Annotated in this window: 17 protein-coding genes and 1 riboswitch; of the genes, 13 read left to right on the top strand and 4 right to left on the bottom strand. The window is 68.2% G+C overall.

The window, feature by feature from the left end; genetic code table 11:
* Nucleotides 1-85: 85 nt before the first annotated feature.
* Nucleotides 86-1,627 carry an amino acid permease gene (locus ABIB29_RS13535; RefSeq protein ID WP_354173314.1) on the top strand — a complete coding sequence of 514 codons (1,542 nt, stop codon included), beginning with the start codon at nucleotides 86-88 and terminating at the stop codon, nucleotides 1,625-1,627.
* On the top strand, nucleotides 1,624-3,327 hold the full coding sequence (locus ABIB29_RS13530) for a flavin monoamine oxidase family protein (protein WP_354173313.1): 1,704 nt from the start codon (nucleotides 1,624-1,626) through the stop codon (nucleotides 3,325-3,327). Before ABIB29_RS13535 ends, ABIB29_RS13530 begins: the two co-directional genes overlap by 4 nt.
* Before the next feature lie 3 nt (nucleotides 3,328-3,330).
* On the opposite strand, the gene ABIB29_RS13525 is transcribed toward ABIB29_RS13530, so the two are convergent.
* Nucleotides 3,331-3,849, bottom strand: coding sequence for a gamma carbonic anhydrase family protein (locus tag ABIB29_RS13525; RefSeq protein WP_354173312.1), 519 nt, complete (start codon nucleotides 3,847-3,849; stop codon nucleotides 3,331-3,333).
* 90 nt (nucleotides 3,850-3,939) lie between these two features.
* Between ABIB29_RS13525 and ABIB29_RS13520 the strand changes: the two genes are divergently transcribed.
* Nucleotides 3,940-4,458, top strand: a complete 519-nt coding sequence (locus tag ABIB29_RS13520; RefSeq protein ID WP_354173311.1) for a hypothetical protein — start codon at nucleotides 3,940-3,942, stop codon at nucleotides 4,456-4,458.
* 72 nt (nucleotides 4,459-4,530) lie between these two features.
* On the opposite strand, the gene ABIB29_RS13515 is transcribed toward ABIB29_RS13520, so the two are convergent.
* Both ABIB29_RS13515 and purU read right to left on the bottom strand, forming a co-directional pair.
* Nucleotides 4,531-4,959 (bottom strand): class I SAM-dependent methyltransferase, encoded by a 429-nt coding sequence (locus ABIB29_RS13515; RefSeq protein WP_354173310.1) that lies wholly within the window; start codon nucleotides 4,957-4,959, stop codon nucleotides 4,531-4,533.
* A gap of 41 nt (nucleotides 4,960-5,000) precedes the next feature.
* Nucleotides 5,001-5,861, bottom strand: a complete 861-nt coding sequence (gene purU / locus ABIB29_RS13510) for a formyltetrahydrofolate deformylase (RefSeq protein ID WP_354173309.1) — start codon at nucleotides 5,859-5,861, stop codon at nucleotides 5,001-5,003.
* 62 nt (nucleotides 5,862-5,923) lie between these two features.
* Nucleotides 5,924-6,009: riboswitch (ZMP/ZTP riboswitch) on the top strand.
* A gap of 171 nt (nucleotides 6,010-6,180) precedes the next feature.
* Between purU and glyA the strand changes: the two genes are divergently transcribed.
* From glyA to ABIB29_RS13460, 10 genes are all read left to right on the top strand, one after another.
* Nucleotides 6,181-7,482, top strand: a complete 1,302-nt coding sequence (gene glyA / locus ABIB29_RS13505) for a serine hydroxymethyltransferase (RefSeq protein ID WP_354173308.1) — start codon at nucleotides 6,181-6,183, stop codon at nucleotides 7,480-7,482.
* Between the two features lie 4 nt (nucleotides 7,483-7,486).
* On the top strand, nucleotides 7,487-8,419 hold the full coding sequence (locus tag ABIB29_RS13500) for a bifunctional methylenetetrahydrofolate dehydrogenase/methenyltetrahydrofolate cyclohydrolase (RefSeq protein ID WP_354173307.1): 933 nt from the start codon (nucleotides 7,487-7,489) through the stop codon (nucleotides 8,417-8,419).
* Nucleotides 8,420-8,658: 239 nt separating this feature from the next.
* A complete protein-coding gene (locus tag ABIB29_RS13495) occupies nucleotides 8,659-9,609 on the top strand; it encodes an ABC transporter ATP-binding protein (protein WP_354173306.1) in 951 nt (316 codons plus the stop codon).
* A gap of 10 nt (nucleotides 9,610-9,619) precedes the next feature.
* Nucleotides 9,620-10,507: an ABC transporter permease gene (locus ABIB29_RS13490; RefSeq protein WP_502915613.1), complete on the top strand. Its 888-nt coding sequence runs from the start codon at nucleotides 9,620-9,622 to the stop codon at nucleotides 10,505-10,507.
* Nucleotides 10,504-11,337, top strand: a complete 834-nt coding sequence (locus tag ABIB29_RS13485) for an ABC transporter permease (protein ID WP_354173305.1) — start codon at nucleotides 10,504-10,506, stop codon at nucleotides 11,335-11,337. Before ABIB29_RS13490 ends, ABIB29_RS13485 begins: the two co-directional genes overlap by 4 nt.
* A 90-nt stretch (nucleotides 11,338-11,427) precedes the next feature.
* The gene (locus tag ABIB29_RS13480) at nucleotides 11,428-11,997 is read left to right on the top strand and encodes a hypothetical protein (RefSeq protein WP_354173304.1); all 570 of its coding nucleotides are present in this window, start codon (nucleotides 11,428-11,430) and stop codon (nucleotides 11,995-11,997) included.
* Between the two features lie 10 nt (nucleotides 11,998-12,007).
* Nucleotides 12,008-12,841 carry an exodeoxyribonuclease III gene (locus tag ABIB29_RS13475; protein WP_354173303.1) on the top strand — a complete coding sequence of 278 codons (834 nt, stop codon included), beginning with the start codon at nucleotides 12,008-12,010 and terminating at the stop codon, nucleotides 12,839-12,841.
* 17 nt (nucleotides 12,842-12,858) lie between these two features.
* Complete coding sequence (gene trpS, locus ABIB29_RS13470; RefSeq protein ID WP_354173302.1) at nucleotides 12,859-13,974, top strand: tryptophan--tRNA ligase; 1,116 nt, start codon at nucleotides 12,859-12,861, stop codon at nucleotides 13,972-13,974.
* A 4-nt stretch (nucleotides 13,975-13,978) separates the two neighbouring features.
* Nucleotides 13,979-14,647: a 2'-5' RNA ligase family protein gene (locus ABIB29_RS13465; RefSeq protein WP_354173301.1), complete on the top strand. Its 669-nt coding sequence runs from the start codon at nucleotides 13,979-13,981 to the stop codon at nucleotides 14,645-14,647.
* On the top strand, nucleotides 14,592-15,758 hold the full coding sequence (locus ABIB29_RS13460) for a YihY/virulence factor BrkB family protein (protein WP_502915612.1): 1,167 nt from the start codon (nucleotides 14,592-14,594) through the stop codon (nucleotides 15,756-15,758). Before ABIB29_RS13465 ends, ABIB29_RS13460 begins: the two co-directional genes overlap by 56 nt.
* On the opposite strand, the gene ABIB29_RS13455 is transcribed toward ABIB29_RS13460, so the two are convergent.
* Nucleotides 15,715-16,485 (bottom strand): alpha/beta hydrolase family protein, encoded by a 771-nt coding sequence (locus ABIB29_RS13455; protein WP_354173300.1) that lies wholly within the window; start codon nucleotides 16,483-16,485, stop codon nucleotides 15,715-15,717. The two genes, ABIB29_RS13460 and ABIB29_RS13455, sit on opposite strands and share 44 nt — an antisense overlap.
* Between the last annotated feature and the right edge of the window lie 57 nt (nucleotides 16,486-16,542).

The raw sequence follows: 16,542 nt of genomic DNA, 5'->3' as shown, positions 1-16,542 counted from the left end.
CATTTTGCACAACCGTGAGAGCTGGCTCACAAGCCTAGGCTGGACGCGGGGAAAAAGACCACTACTGAACATAAGGACGTCAACGATGACTGCGCCAACTCTTATTGGAGAACGGCCACCGGCCACCACAGGCCGTCCCGGACTGACCGCGCAGCTGCTTCGCCGCAAGCCGATCGGACAGCTGGTCAGCGAAGCCGAAACCGGCCACGGCGGCACGCGGCTGGTCCGCAGCTTCGGTGTGCTGCAGCTGACGATGATCAGCGTCGGCGCCACCCTCGGCACCGGCATCCTGGTGATCCTGGGCGAATCCGTGCCGCTGGCGGGTCCGGCCATCTGGATCGCCTTCGCGATCGCCGGACTCGCCGCGCTGCTCTCCGCCGTCTCCTACGCCGAAATGGCCGGGATGGTGCCCGCGGCAGGATCGAGCTACTCCTACACGTACGCGACCATGGGCGAGGGTATGGCCTGGATCTGCGGCTGGTGCCTGGTGCTGGAATACGCCGTCTCCGTGGCCGCCGTCGCGGTCGGGGCCGGCCAATACGTCAACGAAGCCCTCGCCGTTTTCGGCCTGGCGCTGCCGGACGCCATCTCGCAGCCGCCCGGAGACGGCGGAGTGCTCAACGCGCCCGCGATCCTGATCGTGGTCTTGGCCACGGCGCTGCTGGTCCGCGGCGCCAAGGAAAGCGCCTGGATCAACACGGCCATTGTGGTGGTCAAGGTGGGCATCCTGCTGTTCTTCTGCGCCGTGGCCTTCACCGCCTTCACCGCCGCACACTTCGAACCGCTGATGCCGATGGGCGCCGCCGGCGTCTCCGCCGCCGCCTCCCGGGTGTTCTTCTCCTACATCGGATTCGACGCAGCCTCCACGGCCGGCGAGGAGGCCCGCAATCCGAAGCGCGACCTGCCCCGGGCCATCCTCCTCTCCATGGTGATCGTCACGACCATCTACGTGCTCGTCGCGGTCGCCGCGATCGGCGCCCGGCCCTGGGGCTGGTTCGACGGCACCGAAGCCGCCCTCGTGAAGATCCTGGAAGAGACCACCGGGCAGCCCTGGATTGCGCTGGTGTTCGCCGTCGGGGCCGTGCTGGCCATCGCCAGCATCGTGCTGACCGTCCTCTATGGCCAGACCCGCATCCTGCTGTCGATGGCACGGGACGGCATGGTGCCCAGGATCTTCGGCCGCGTTTCGCCCCGCACGGGCACCCCGGTTGCCGGAACCTTGATTGTGGGCTCCGCCGTCGCCCTCACCGCGGGCCTCGTCCCGCTCGGAGCGCTGGCGGACGCCACCAGCATCGGCACGCTCTTCGCCTTCGCCCTGGTCAACGTCGCCGTCATTTACCTGCGCCGCCACCGGCCCGAACTCACGCGCAGCTTCCGCGTCCCGCTGTTTCCGCTGACCCCCATCCTCGGCGCCGCCATGTGCGGCTACCTCATGCTCAACCTTGGCGCCGACACCTGGGTGGTCTTTGGACTGTGGATGCTGGTGGGCCTGGCCGTCTACTTCGGCTACGGCCGCAGGCACTCCCGGGTAGCGGCACTCAGCCACGAGGAATACCGTGAACTATCCGCCGCGGCCCCGTCGGACTCCACGCCCACGCCCGAACCGATGAAAGCACACCACTCATGACAACCGCCACAGAACTCCCGGCCCCCGGACCGGCAGCGCCGGGCTCCGGCGACCAGCCTCCCATCACCATGCTGAACCCCGACTTTCCGTTCAGCTACGACCACTACCTGGCCCATCCGGACGGCTTGGGCGCCATCCCGGCCGGGCTCCACGGAACCGAAGTGGCGGTCGTCGGCGCGGGGCTCTCCGGGCTGGTGGCGGCCTACGAGCTGATGAAACTGGGCCTGCGCCCGGTCCTCTACGAAGCGGACCAGATCGGCGGACGGCTGCGGACCGCGGCCTTCCCCTCCGCCGCCGGCGTCGTCGCCGACCTCGGCGGGATGCGCTTCCCGGTGTCGGGCAAGGCCTTCTACCATTACGTCGAGCTGCTCGGACTGGAAACCCAGGAGTTCCCCAACCCGCTGGCGGCGGCGACCTCCAGTACGGTGATCGAGCTCGCCGGGCAGAAGTACTACGCCCGCACCCCGGCGGACCTCCCGCCGTTCTTCCGGGAAGTCGCGGAGGCCTGGAAGGCGGCCGTCAACGACGGCGCCAAGTTCGCCGAGATGCAGGACGCCATCCGCGCCCGGGACACCGCCCGGATCAAGGAGCTGTGGAACGCGCTGCTGCCCCTGCTGGATGAACAGACCTTCTACGGTTTCATCGCCGGCAGTGACTCCTTCAAGCAGGCCGGTTTCGCCCACCGCGAGGCGTTCGGACAGGTGGGCTTCGGCACGGGCGGCTGGGACACGGACTTCCCCAACTCCATCCTGGAAATCCTGCGCGTCGTCTACACCGACGCCGACGACGCGCACCGGCTCATTGCCGGCGGAGCGCAACGGCTCCCGGAAGCGCTCTGGGAGCACGCGCCGTCGGGCATGGCCCACTGGCCCGAGGGAACCTCGCTGGCATCGCTGCACGCCGGCGCCCCGCGGGGCGCCGTGGACCGGATCGCCCGGGACGGCAGCGGCGACTTCCGCCTCCGGGAGCGGTGGGGGCGCGAGGCGGCCTACCCGGCCGTCATCACCACCTGCCAGTCATGGCTGCTCTCGACGCGGATCCACACCGAGGAAACCCTGTTCCCGGCAGAACTGTGGACCGCGATCGAACGCTCGCACTACATGCAGTCGTCCAAGACCTTCGTGATGGTCGACCGGCCCTTCTGGAAGGACATCGATCCCACGACCGGCCGCGAGGTCATGTCCATGACGCTGACGGACCGGCTGAACCGTGCCACCTACCTGCTGGACAACGGACCGGACCAGCCCGCGGTGATCCTGCTCTCCTACACCTGGAACGACGACGCGCTCAAATGGCTGGCCCTGGACGCGGACCAGCGGGTCGAGCTGATGCTGCACTCGCTCGCGCAGATCTACCCCGACGTAGACATCGCCGGCCACATTGTCGGCCAGCCCATCACTGTCTCGTGGGAAGCCGACCCCAACTTCATGGGCGCGTTCAAAGCCAACCTGCCGGGGCACTACCGCTACCAGCAGCGCCTCTTCAGCCACTTCAAGCAGGACACGCTCCCGGAGGGGCAGCGCGGAATCTTCCTGGCCGGCGACGACGTGTCCTTCACCGCAGGGTGGGCCGAAGGCGCCGTAACCACCGGACTGAACGCGGTCTGGGGCGTCGTCAACCACCTGGGCGGGTCATCGGCCGCCGGGAACCCGGGCCCGGGCGATGTGCTCGACGAACTGGGCCCGATCTCGCTGGACTAGGGCTCAGCCGTGCAGTTCGCGGTGCGCCCGGGCCAAGTCCTGGTAGTGCGCCGCGTTCTGCTGCACGCCCGCGAATTCCTCGTCACTGAGTTCGCGGCGGACCTTGGCCGGCACCCCCGCGACCAGCGAGCGGGGCGGGACCACGGTGCCTTCCAGCACAACGGCGCCCGCGGCCACGAGCGAGCCGGCCCCGATCACGGCGCCGTTGAGGATGGTGGCGCTCATGCCGATCAGGCAGTCGTCCTCGACCGTGCAGCCGTGCACGACCGCGCTGTGGCCGACGCTGACCCGGGCGCCGACCGTGCAGGGGAAGCCCGGGTCCGCGTGCAGCACCACGTTGTCCTGCAGGTTGCTGCCGGCGCCCACAGTGATGGCGGCGGTGTCGGCCCGGACGGAGACGCCGTAGAAGGCACTGGAGTTCTCGGCGAGCGTTGCCTTGCCGATCACCGAGGCGCTTGGTGCGATGAAGGCGGATGCGTGGACGGCCGGGGTGTCCCCGGCGAAAGCGTAAATGGGAGCCATGCCTCCAGCCTAGGACACGCCCCCTTGAAGCGGGGCCGGAGCTGAGTAGGATCGGGGCCATCAAATGCCCTGTCCGGAAGGTGGTCCGTGGTGACGGAAAACGGGAAGTTCCGACGAATGATGCGGCGGCTGGAAGAGTCGGACCGCCTCGACCCGGCGGTCCGGGCGGCGGCGCCGCTTGCAGGCCGGCTGGTGGCCGACCCCCGGCTGCGCAGCTTCTTCCGGGGTGACGCCACCGGCAGCATACCGCACGCCGTCGCCACCGACGTGCCGTTCGGGGCCTGGTTCATGGCGATCTTCCTGGACTTTTTCCCCGACGAAGGCACCCGCCGGGCAGCCGCCCGGCTGGTGGCCCTCGGCGTCGTCGCGGCCGGCCCCACGGGAATCACCGGCTGGGCCGAATGGGCCCGGGCGGACCACGCCACCCGACGCGTCGGCGTCGTCCATGCGGCGGCGAACGGCACGGCGACGCTGATCTTCCTGGCCTCCTGGGCCGCACGGTCCCGCGGACGTTACGAGCTGGGCGTGCGGCTGGCCCGGCTGGGCGGCGTCCTGCTGATCGTCGGGGGTTTCCTGGGCGGCTACATGCGCAGCGTGCGCCGCCCCTGACCCCGTTGAGCTATCCCATATGGTCACTATCAGCGCTGGGAACAACCAGAACTGATAGCTCAACGGGTGTTTTCAGGCGGGGGAGCGGAGCACCGTGAAACCGGGGCCCTGTTCGGGGAGGCCCTGTTCGGGGAGGCCCTGTTCGGGGAGGACGACGGCGATCGGCGCGCCGGGCGCCGCCACCCGCCCCAGTTCCCGGACGACGTCGTCCCACTCCTCGGGGGGCAGTCCCGCGAGGGAGTCCACCGCCCACACGGACGGGAACACCGAGTCGGCAAAAGGCAGGGAGCCAGCCGCCGCGACCGAGGCCTCCAGGCCCCGGGCGCGCGCCGAGTGGATGTTCTCCTCCGACGGGTCGACGCCGGTGAAATGGATGCCGGACCGGACAAAGAGCAGCCCGTCCGAGCCCTGGCCGCAGTCCAGGCCCAGGACGCCCTTGCGTCCCTCGGCCTTGAGCAGGGCCACGAACTCGGTCAGCGGGTCTTCCTGGGAAAGTGCCATACCCCTATTCAATGACCGCCGCCAGCTGAAAACAACCGGGCTCAGTTGAAAACAACCGTCCGGTTCCCGTCGAGCAGGACCCGGTGCTCGGCATGCCACTGCACGGCCTGGGCCAGTGTGCGGCCCTCCACGTCGCGGCCCATCTGGACGAACTGCTCGGCCGTGCGCCGGTGGTCCACCCGGATGACTTCCTGCTCGATGATCGGCCCCTCGTCCAGGGCAGCCGTGACGTAGTGCGCGGTGGCGCCGATGAGCTTCACGCCCCGGGCGTGCGCCTGGTGGTAGGGCTTGGCGCCCTTGAAGGACGGCAGGAAGGAGTGGTGGATGTTGATGGCCTTGCCGGTCAGCTGCTGGCAGAGTTCGTCGGAGATGATCTGCATGTAGCGGGCCAGGACCGTGAGCTCGATGTCGTGCTCGGCCATCAGCGCCCGCAGCTGGTCCTCGGCCTGGACCTTGGTGGCCGGGGTGACCGGGATGTGGTGGAAGGGGATGCCGTAGAACTCGGCCAGGCCCGCCAGGTCCCGGTGGTTGGACACGATGGCCGGGATCTCGATCGGCAGGGTGCCGGAGCGCTGCAGGAACAGCAGGTCATTGAGGCAGTGCGCGGACGTGCTGGCCATCAACAGGGTGCGGACCTTCCGTCCGGCCGGGTTGAGGCTCCACTGCATGCCGAAGGCCTGGGCAACGGGCTCCAGGGCGGCCTGGAGCTCCAGCTGGGAGGAGGGCGTTGTGGCCTCGACGCGCATAAAGAAGGTGCCGGTGCTCTGGCTGCCGTACTGCTGCGAGTCCGTAATATTGCAGCCCGCGACGAGCAGGGCGCCCGCGACGGCGTGCACGATTCCGGGGCGGTCCGGGCAGGAGAGGGTCAGGATATAGGAAGCAGTCAGCTGGTCGTCAGTCACGGAAGATAAGCCTACCCGCGGTCAACCGGGAGCTGGGTCCGGGCCGCCGGTCTGGGGTAGTCTGGAACGGTCGCAACTGGCGTTGGGTGGCTAACCACCAGGGAGCGGCACTCACGAAGACCACGGATCGTACGCCTGGGCCGAGGGTCATGTTTTTCCGGTTGGCAGCACCCCGCTGCCAGCCCGCATCGGCGCCCACTGCGGGTGCCGGCCCCTTGGCACGTCCCCGTTTCCCGGGGCCGTAATCTTGGGGCGCCGCCGCGGGCCAGCCGGTAACCTGACCTTAAGCAGTGCCCGTTGCCTAGCCAGGAGTTCCCCCGTGACCACTTCTCTTAGCCTTTCCTCAGCCGCCGTGAGCAACCAGCCGCTGGCCGACCTTGACCCCGAAATCGCCGCCGTCCTTGCCCAGGAGCTGGGCCGCCAGCGCGGCACCCTGGAAATGATCGCCTCCGAGAACTTCGCCCCGCGCGCTGTGATGGAAGCCCAGGGCTCGGTCCTGACCAACAAATACGCCGAGGGGTACCCCGGCCGCCGCTACTACGGCGGCTGCGAGTACGTCGACATCGCCGAGCAGCTCGCGATCGACCGGGTCAAGGAGCTCTTCGGCGCCGAATACGCCAACGTCCAGCCGCACTCCGGCGCCCAGGCCAACGCCGCGGCGCTCTCCGCGATGATCACTCCGGGGGAGAAGATCCTGGGCCTGTCCCTGGCGCACGGCGGCCACCTGACCCACGGCATGAAGCTCAACTTCTCCGGCAAGCTCTACAAGGTCGCCGCGTACCAGGTCGAGGAAGACAACTTCCGCATCGACATGGACAAGCTCCGCGCGCAGGCCATCGCCGAGAAGCCCAGGGTGATCATCGCCGGCTGGTCCGCCTACCCGCGCCACCTCGACTTCGCGGCCTTCCGCTCGATCGCCGACGAGGTCGGCGCCCTGCTCTGGACCGACATGGCGCACTTCGCCGGCCTCGTGGCCGCCGGACTGCACCCGAGCCCGGTCCCGCACTCCGACGTCGTCACCTCCACCGTGCACAAGACCCTCGCCGGCCCCCGCTCCGGCGTGATCCTGGCCAAGCAGGAGTGGGCCAAGAAGATCAACTCCAACGTCTTCCCCGGCCAGCAGGGCGGACCGCTCATGCACGTGATCGCCGCCAAGGCCGTCGCGTTCAAAATCGCCGGAACGGAAGAATTCAAGGAGCGCCAGGAGCGCGTCCTCGAGGGTGCCCGGATCATCGCCGACCGCCTTAACCAGTCCGACCTGTCCGACGCCGGCGTCTCCGTCCTGACCGGCGGCACCGATGTGCACCTGGTCCTGGTGGATTTGCGCAACTCCCAGCTCGACGGCCAGCAGGCCGAAGACCTCCTGCACTCGGTCGGCATCACGGTCAACCGCAACGCCGTGCCGTTCGACCCGCGCCCGCCGATGGTCACCTCCGGCCTGCGCATCGGCACCCCGGCCCTGGCCACCCGCGGCTTCGGCGCCGAGGAATTCACCGAGGTCGCCGAGATCATCGCGACCGCGCTGAAGGCGGGTTCCGCCACCAACATCGAGGCGCTCCAGTCCCGCGTGGACAAGCTCGCCGCCGACTTCCCGCTGTACCCGCAGCACGAGCAGTGGTAGGCCAATGACTTCTGCTGAAACCGCACAAAGGGCCGAAACCGCGCGGATCCTCGACGGCAAGGCCACCGCCGCCACGATCAAGGCCGAACTGACCGAACGCGTCGCCGCGCTGAAGACCCGCGGCATCGTCCCGGGCCTGGGCACCATCCTGGTCGGTTCCGACCCGGGCAGCACCTGGTACGTCGGCGGCAAACACAAGGACTGCGCCGAGGTGGGCATCACGTCCATCCGCCGCGACCTGCCGGAGGAGACCACCCAGGAGGAGTTGCTGGCCGTGGTCCGGGAGCTCAACGACAACCCGGAATGCACCGGCTACATCGTCCAGCTCCCGCTGCCGGCGCACATCGACCAGGACGTCATCCTGGAGGCCATGGACCCCGAGAAGGACGCCGACGGCCTGCACCCGATGAACCTCGGCCGGCTCGTGGCCAACGTCAGCGGCCCGATGAAATCCCCGCTGCCGTGCACCCCCAAGGGCTGCGTGGAGCTGCTCACCCGGCACGGCATCAACCTCAACGGCAAGCGCGTCCTGGTGGTGGGCCGCGGGGTCACCATCGGCCGCCCGGTGGGGCTGCTGCTGACCCGCAAGGACGTCAACGCCACAGTCATCCTGGCCCACACCGGCACCGTCGACCTGCCCGCCGAACTCCGGCAGGCCGACGTCGTGATAGCCGCGGCCGGCCAGCCGCACATGATCAAGGCGGAGGACCTCAAGCCGGGCGCCATCGTGCTCGACGTCGGCGTCAGCCGCGTCGATGACGGCTCGGGCAAGGCTGTGGTCACCGGGGACGTGGACCCCGCCGCGGCCGACGTCGCCGCCTGGCTCTCGCCGAACCCCGGCGGAGTGGGCCCGATGACCCGCGCCATGCTGCTGGCCAATGTGGTCGAAACCGCCGAACGCCACCTGGCGGAGGCGGGCCCCTCAGGCACCGCCTGAGCCCCGCCTGCGTCTGGGTCTCTCCCGCGCCTGAGTCTCTCCCGCGCACAGGGCGCCCCCTCCTCCCGGAGGTGGCGCCCTCGGCCGTTTAAGCCCCGGACATCACGGAATGGCAAACGTCTGGATTTTTTACGAAAAGACTCTTTCATAGTTCGGTGGTATCCACTACCGTGATTCGGGTGCCTGAACTAGTCTCAAGAGAATCCTCAGCCAAGGAAGCCTCCCATAAGGACGCCCCATTGAGCAGCCCCTCCGAAGCCGGCCCGCCGCAGTACGTGATCACTGCCGAAAACCTCACGAAGCGCTACGGCGACGTGGTCGCCGTCGACGGTATCTCCTTCTCCGTGCCCGCCGGTGAGGCCTTTGGCCTGCTGGGCCCCAACGGCGCCGGCAAGTCCACCACCATGAAGATGATCGGTGGGGTGTCGCAGCGGACCTCCGGAAGCCTGAGCATCATGGGCCTGGACCCGGACCAGAACGGGCCGGAGGTCCGCGCGCACCTGGGCGTCGTCCCGCAGCAGGACAACCTCGACGAGGAACTCAAGGTCCGCGACAACCTCCTGGTCTACGGGCGCTACTTCGGCCTGCCCATGAGCTACCTCAGGCCCAAGGCCGACGAGCTGCTGGAGTTCGCGCAGCTCACGGACAAGGCCAAATCCAAGGTCGATGCGCTCTCCGGCGGCATGAAGCGCCGCCTCACGATCGCGCGCTCCCTCATCAACGAGCCCCGGATCCTGCTCCTGGACGAACCCACCACCGGGCTGGACCCGCAGGCCCGGCACATCCTCTGGGACCGGCTGTTCCGGCTCAAGGAGCAGGGCGTCACCCTGATCCTCACCACCCACTACATGGACGAGGCCGAGCAGCTCTGCGACCGCCTGATCGTGGTGGACAAGGGCAAGATCATGGCCGAGGGCTCGCCCGCGAGCCTGATCCGCGAGCACTCCACCCGGGAGGTCCTTGAGCTGCGCTTCGGCTCGGAACGCAACGCCACGGTCGGCGCCGAACTCGAAGGCATCGGCGAACGGCTGGAAACCCTGCCGGACCGCGTCCTGATCTACGCGCACGACGGCGAGGCCGCCCTCGAAGAGGTTTCCGCCCGCGGACTGCGCCCGGTGACCTCGCTGGTGCGCCGGTCCTCACTCGAGGACGTCTTCCTGCGCCTGACCGGCAGGAGCCTCGTTGACTAGGAAAGCCGGGCTGCCGGAGCCGGCAGCCGCTGCCGGGGCGGCGGCCGGCGCGGCCCCGGGCGCCCCGGCCTCTCCCGGCCTGCGCGCGCATTCGCCCGAGGTCTCGGCCGCCCGGGCCCGGCGCTGGGGGTCCCTGTACTTCGCCGAACATGTCCTGCGGGTGATGAAGAGCTACGGCTGGACCATCGTGATGTACGGCGTGGGGCAGCCCGTCGCGTACCTCTTCGCGATGGGCGTGGGACTGGCCACCCTGGTCGACACCAACAGCGTGGCCGGCTTCGGCGGGGTCAGCTACCTGACCTTCATCGCACCGGCCCTGTTGATCTCGGCCGCGGTCATGACGGCGGCGAACGAATTCACCTTCCCGGTGATGGACGGCTTCAAATGGCGTCGGGTCTACTACGGGCCGCACGCCTCGCCGCTGACCCCGGAGCAGATCGCCCTCGGGCAGATCATCGCCGTCACGGTGCGCTTCGCGCTGCAGTCCGCCATCTACTTCGGCGTGGTGGCGCTCTTCGGGGCGTCGCCGAGCGGCTGGGGCTGGGTCTCGATCCTGGTCGCCACCCTCGCCGGGCTGTCGTTCGGGCTGCCGCTGATGGCCTACGCCGCCTCGATCAAGGAGGACAAAGGCCAGTTCGCCATGGTGATGCGCTTCATCGTGATGCCGCTGTTCCTGTTTTCCGGCACCTTCTTCCCGCTGGACACCCTGCCCCTCGCCGTGCGCTGGATCGGCTGGATCTCACCGATCTGGCACGGCACCGAGCTTGGCCGGGTCTTCAGCTACGGCTATCAGGAGCCCCCGCTGCTGACCATCGCACACCTCGTTTTCCTGCTGGTCCTCACGGTGGCGGGCTGGGTCCTGGCCAAACGCCAGTTCATCAAAAGGATGGCCGGATGAGCGCCGTCACCACCAGCCACAGCGCCACCGAGGCTGCCCGCAACCGGAAGTTCGGGCCGCTGTACTCCCGCAACGTCCGCGCCGTCGTCGCCCGCGGGCTGATGGCCACCAAGAGCAGCAACTGGATGGTCATGCTCTCCGGCTTCTTCGAACCCGTGCTGTACCTGATCTCGATGGGCGTCGGCCTGGGCGCGATCGTCGGCTCGGTACAGGGGCCCGGCGGCGGGGAGATCTCCTACGCCGCCTACATCGCCCCGGCGCTGCTGGCCGTGTCGGCCATGAACGGCGCCGTCTATGACTCCACCTGGAACGTCTTCTTCAAGATGAACTTCGCCAAGCTGTACCAGGGGATGCTCTACACCTCCCTGGGCCCGCTCGACGTCGCCATGGGGGAGATCTTCCTGGCCCTGCTGCGCGGCCTGATGTACGCCACGGGGTTCACCGCCGTTATGGGGGTGATGGGCTTGATCACGACGCCGTGGGCCATCCTGATGATCCCGGCCGCCGTGCTCATCGCCTTCGGCTTCGCGAGTTTCGGCATGGGCATCACGAGCTTTATGAAGACGTTCCAGCAGATGGACTGGATCAACTTCGTGATGCTGCCGATGTTCCTGTTCAGCGCCACCTTCTACCCGCTCAGCGTCTACCCGCAGTACATCCAGTGGCTCATCCAGGCCATGCCGCTGTGGCACGGCGTGGAATTGCTCCGGCAGATCAGCGTGGGCGTTTTCACCCCGGCAACGGCGGTGCACATCGGCTACTACCTCGTGATGATCGGCTTCGGCGTGCTGCTCACCACCGGCCGGCTGCGCCGGCTGTTCCTCAAATAGGGCCGGAAACCCAGGCCCGCTCCGAGGGTCCTCCGTTCGCCCCGGGTGGAAGGTGCCCGGGGCGGCGCGAGGGTTTGCGATAATGGGCTCATGCAATCTCTGGGCAACCCCGCGTCTTCCAAGCCGTCCCCGAACAGCGCCGCAGGCAAGTTCTCCATGTTCCGCATCAGCGGACCCGGGATGATGGTGTTCATCATCGCCTTCGTCGTCGCGGTCATCTTTGCTGCGAACCAGAACGACGTCGTCGGCTGGCTCGTGGCGATCATCGCCGGCTTCTGGCTCGCCCTGGCCTCCTTCGTGGTCTTCAGCATCCAGAAGGCAGCCAGGAAGGCCGGCGCCAAGCTCACCGAAGCGCAGAACGCCTTCAACGCGGCCGCCGGCCGGGCGCCGTCGTCGGGCAGCGTGGACCACGGCGGCACGCGCCTCGTGCAGGCCCGCCGCGAATCCGACGAGGTCCGGGACCTGAAACTCGACCACTCGTTCAAGATTGTGCAGGTGCAGGTCCGCGTCGTCGAGCAGGAGCGGGCCAAGGGCGCCGCCTCGGACCAGGAGACGATCCGCCGGGCACTCGAGACCATCGAGATCACCGCCACCAACGCCCGGGACATGATCAAGTCCTCCGGCACCGACGAACCTGTTGCCGGAACCATTGTCGACTAGAGTGGACCGGGTGAGTTCGGCATTGAAGAAGGACAACCTTCGCATCGCATCAGTCAACGTCAATGGCCTCCGTGCCGCCTACCGGAACGGCATGGCGGAATGGCTGGAGCCCCGCGAAGTGGACATCCTCTGCCTGCAGGAAGTCCGCGCGCCTGACGCGATCGTCCACGAACTGCTCGGCGAGGGCTGGTACATCCTGCACGCCGAAGCCGAAGCCAAGGGCCGCGCCGGCGTCGCCATCGCCTCCCGGACCGAACCCCTGCAGACCCGCGTGGGCATCGGGGACGACTACTTCGCCACCGCCGGCCGCTGGGTCGAAGCCGACTACACCGTCCGCAACGCGGAGGGGGAGGCCTCGCAATTGACCGTCGCCAGCGCCTATGTGCACTCCGGCGAGGCGGGCACCCCGAAGCAGGACGACAAGTTCCGGTTCCTCGACGTGATGCTCAATCGGCTTCCCGAGCTGGGCAAACACAGCGACCACGCCCTCGTGGTGGGCGACCTCAACGTCGGCCACACGGAACTGGATATCAAAAACTGGAAGGGCAACGTCAAACGTGCCGGCTTCCTGCCGGAGGAACGGGCGTACTTCGACCGCTTCTTCGGCGAGGATATCGGCTGGAAGGATGTTCACAGGGGCCTGGCGGGTAACGTCGACGGCCCCTACACTTGGTGGTCGCAACGGGGACAGGCCTTCGACAACGACACCGGCTGGCGCATTGACTATCACCTGGCCACGCCCGCTCTCGCTGCCGCCGCAGTGTCAGCCGTTGTCGACCGGGCACCGTCCTGGGATACACGCTTCTCCGACCACGCCCCGCTGGTAGTGGACTACCGGCTCTAGTCTTAAGGCTCCCACGCATGACTTCTCCCTCCACTGTGACCCCGGTCAACGACGCCGACGTCTCCACCGCCGCCGCTGCCTCCGCTGCCTCCACCTCTGCTGTCCCGCTGGGGGTCCGCCCGCGCATCCTCTCCGGCATGCAGCCTTCGGCGGACTCCCTGCACCTGGGCAACTACCTCGGCGCCCTGGTGAACTGGGTCCGGATGCAGGATGAGTTTGACGCCATCTTCTTCATCCCGGACCTGCACGCGATCACGGTGCCGCAGGACCCGGCCGAACTGGCCCACCGCACCCGGGTCACGGCCGCGCAGTATATTGCCGGCGGCGTGGACGTGGACAAATGCACCCTCTTCGTCCAGTCCCAGGTGCCCGAGCACGCCCAGCTCGCCTGGGTCCTGAACTGCATCACCGGCTTCGGCGAGGCCTCCCGGATGACCCAGTTCAAGGACAAGGCCTCCCGGCACGGCTCGGACCAGGCCAGCGTGGGCCTGTTCACCTACCCGGTTCTGCAGGCCGCGGACATCCTCCTCTACCAGCCGCACGGTGTGCCGGTGGGAGAGGACCAGCGGCAGCACGTGGAGCTCAGCCGCGACCTGGCCCAGCGCTTCAACTCCCGCTTCGGAGAGACCTTCAACGTTCCGGTGCCCTTCATCCAGAAGGAATCGGCGAAAATCTATGATCTGCAGAACCCCACCGCCAAGATGTCCAAATCGGCGGAGTCACCGGCGGGGCTGATCAACCTCCTGGATGATCCCAAGGTCATCGCCAAGCGGATCAAATCCGCAGTGACCGACGCGGAGACGGAGATCCGCTTCGACCGGGAGGCCAAACCGGGAGTGTCCAACCTCCTGACCATCTACTCGGCGATCACCGGGCAGAGCGTGGAGGCCCTCGTCGCCGCCTACCAGGGCAAAATGTACGGCCACCTCAAGGTCGACCTCGCCGAAGTCGTGGCGGAGCGCCTGACCCCGATCCGGGACCGGGCCAACGAACTGCTGGATGACCCCGCGGAGCTTGACCGGCTGTTGGCGCTCGGCGCCGATAAAGCCCGGGACATCGCTTCCGTCACACTTCGCGACGTCTACGCCAAGGTGGGGTTCCTGCCCTACGCCGGAGCCCAGGGAGTCCGCTAGCGCAATGTCCTCCGTCAGCAAAGTCACCGCTAACGAGCCGGCACGCACCTCCGTGCGTGCCGGCAGCAGCAGCACGGCTCCAGTGATCCGGGACGCCGGGGGCAACGGACAGCGCAGCGAGGGCATCAGCATCGGCGTGATCCTGGGGTTCCCGGCGGAAATCACCGAGGAGCTCCAGCGCTGGCGGGCGTCCTTCGGGGACCCCATGGCGGGCGTCATCCCCGCCCACATCACGCTGGTGACCACCACCACGACCCAGGACTGGGAAGCGACGCGCAACCATGTGCGGGACGTGGCGAGCAAGCAGGAGCCGTTCAACGTGACCATTGCCGGGACCGGATCCTTCCGGCCCGTCTCTCCCGTGGTCTTCCTCAACGTTGAGGACGGCTTCGGCGATTGTGTCAGCCTGCACCGGCAGCTGCAGGCCGGGCCGCTGGAGCGGGAACTGCCGTTCGCCTACCATCCGCACGTCACGGTCGCCCACGACGTCGCCCCCGAGAGCCTCGACGAGGCCGAAACGGCGCTCAAGGATTACAGGGCCACGTTCCCGGTGGCTAGCATGGGACTTTACGAGCACGATGACAACGGCATCTGGCAGCTACGGGAAGAGCTTGACTTTGGGACCGAACCTGACAACGACCGAGGCGAGGACGGTGCCGCGGGCGCCCGCTGAGCCGCCCCTTCCCACTGATCTGGCCGGGCTGAAACTGGAAGTCATCCGGAAGAGGGTCGACTGGGGCAAGGTTCGTCGCTCCGGCGGCGGGGGCATCGCGTCGCTGATGGCGATGGTGCCCTGGCTGCTGGCCCGGCTCAACACGCTCCGGCCGCTGCGGGTGTTACAGCACTACGGGCGCCAGCACGGCCCGCTGATGAGCGCCGGCATCGGGTTCAGGATGTTTTTCTCCATCACGGGCCTGTTGGCCACCGGGTTCTCCCTGGCTGGCCTTTTCCTGAGCGGGCAGCCCGCGCTGCTGGACCAAATCATCCGGAGCGTGGCCATGACCGCGCCCGGCCTCCTGCAGGTCAACGGCAGCGAGGGGCTGGTTGACCCGTACGCGCTGCTAAACCCGTCCGGACTGGGCTGGACCGCCGCGATCGCCGCAGCGGTGACGGTGTTCACGTCCCTGGGCTGGATCAGCGGCGTCCGCGACGGCGTGCGGGGCATGATGCAACTCGGCCCGCGCGGCCTGAATCCGGTCCTGCAAATACTGCGCGACGTCGGCACCCTGCTCCTGCTGGGGGTGGCCCTGGTGATCAGCGCCGGAGCCTCCCTGGTGTTCGGTACGGCGGCGGACTGGGTGGCCGCGCAGCTGAACCTTGATCCGCTGCTGGCCGGGCCCCTGACGACCTCCGTCACGATCATGGTTCCGCTGCTGCTCGGCTGGGGTACCGCCCTGATCATGTTCCGGGTGGCCGCGGGGCTGAAGCCGGCCCGGCGCGCACTGCTGGAGGGGACCCTCTTCGCAGCGGTGGGCACCACCGTGCTGCAGATCTTCAGCACCCAACTGCTGGCCAGTGCGGGAAGGAATCCCATCCTGGCGCCCTTCGCCATCATTATCGGCCTGCTGATCTGGTTCAACCTGGTCAGCCAGGTCTACCTGGTGTGCGCCTCGTGGGTGGCGATCCGGGAGCAGGACCTCAGGCTGCAGCCAGCCGGCAAGAAGACCGGGTGGGGCGCCCGCCGGGTCCAGCCGGGCAAGACTCCCGTCGAGCCGGCGGAGAGCCCCCGCCCGGCCCCGGCTACGAGGTGGCGTCGAGGTACTGGTCGGCCCAGGCTGAAATAATCTTCGCGGCGCGGGCAGCCTGGCCCTTGGCCGTCAACAGGTGGTCGCTGCCCTCGAGCGAGACGAAGCTGCGCGGATGCCGTGCGGTCTGGAAGATGGTGCTGGCATTCTCAATGCCGACCGTGTTGTCGGTGGGGGAGTGCAGCACCAGGAGCGGCTTCCCGAGCCGCCGGATGCAGTCCGTCAGGTCCGCGTTCTCCAGGTCCTCCACGAAGTGCCGGCGGATCTCCACCCGTTTGCCGCCCAGGTCCACTTCCGCGCTGCCCTCGCTGAGGATCCGGTCCAGGGCGGCGTCAAAGACGTGGGCCACATGATTGGGGGAGAACGGCGCGCCCACAGTGGCGACGGCGTCAAGCTCCGGGATCTCCCGCGCGGCCGCCAGGACGGCGGCCCCGCCAAAGGAGTGGCCCACGAGCAGCGAGACCGCCCGGCCGGTCCCGCGCATGAATTCCGCGGCCTTGACGGTGTCCGCCACCTTGTGGCTGAAGGAGCCCTCCGACCACAGGCCGGCGGATTCGCCGAGGCCCAGGTTGTCGAAGCGGAGCATGCCCACCCCGTTGTCCGCCAGCGCCTTGCAGATCCTCGAGGCCGAGGGGCTGTCCTTGCCCAGCGTGAAGCCGTGCGAGAACACGCCCCAGCCCTTCACCGGCCCCTCGGGGACGTCGACGATACCGGAGAGGATTTCGCCGGTGGAACCCTGGAAGGAGACTTTCTCGGAGCGGGACACGGGGACCTTTCGTTCTGGCGGGCTACGACGACGGCGCCCCCACCTGGCAGGTGGGAG

The organism is Arthrobacter sp. UYEF36, assembly GCF_040547025.1.
Classification (GTDB): domain Bacteria; phylum Actinomycetota; class Actinomycetes; order Actinomycetales; family Micrococcaceae; genus Arthrobacter.
This window is presented reverse-complemented; position numbering and strand designations above follow the sequence as displayed.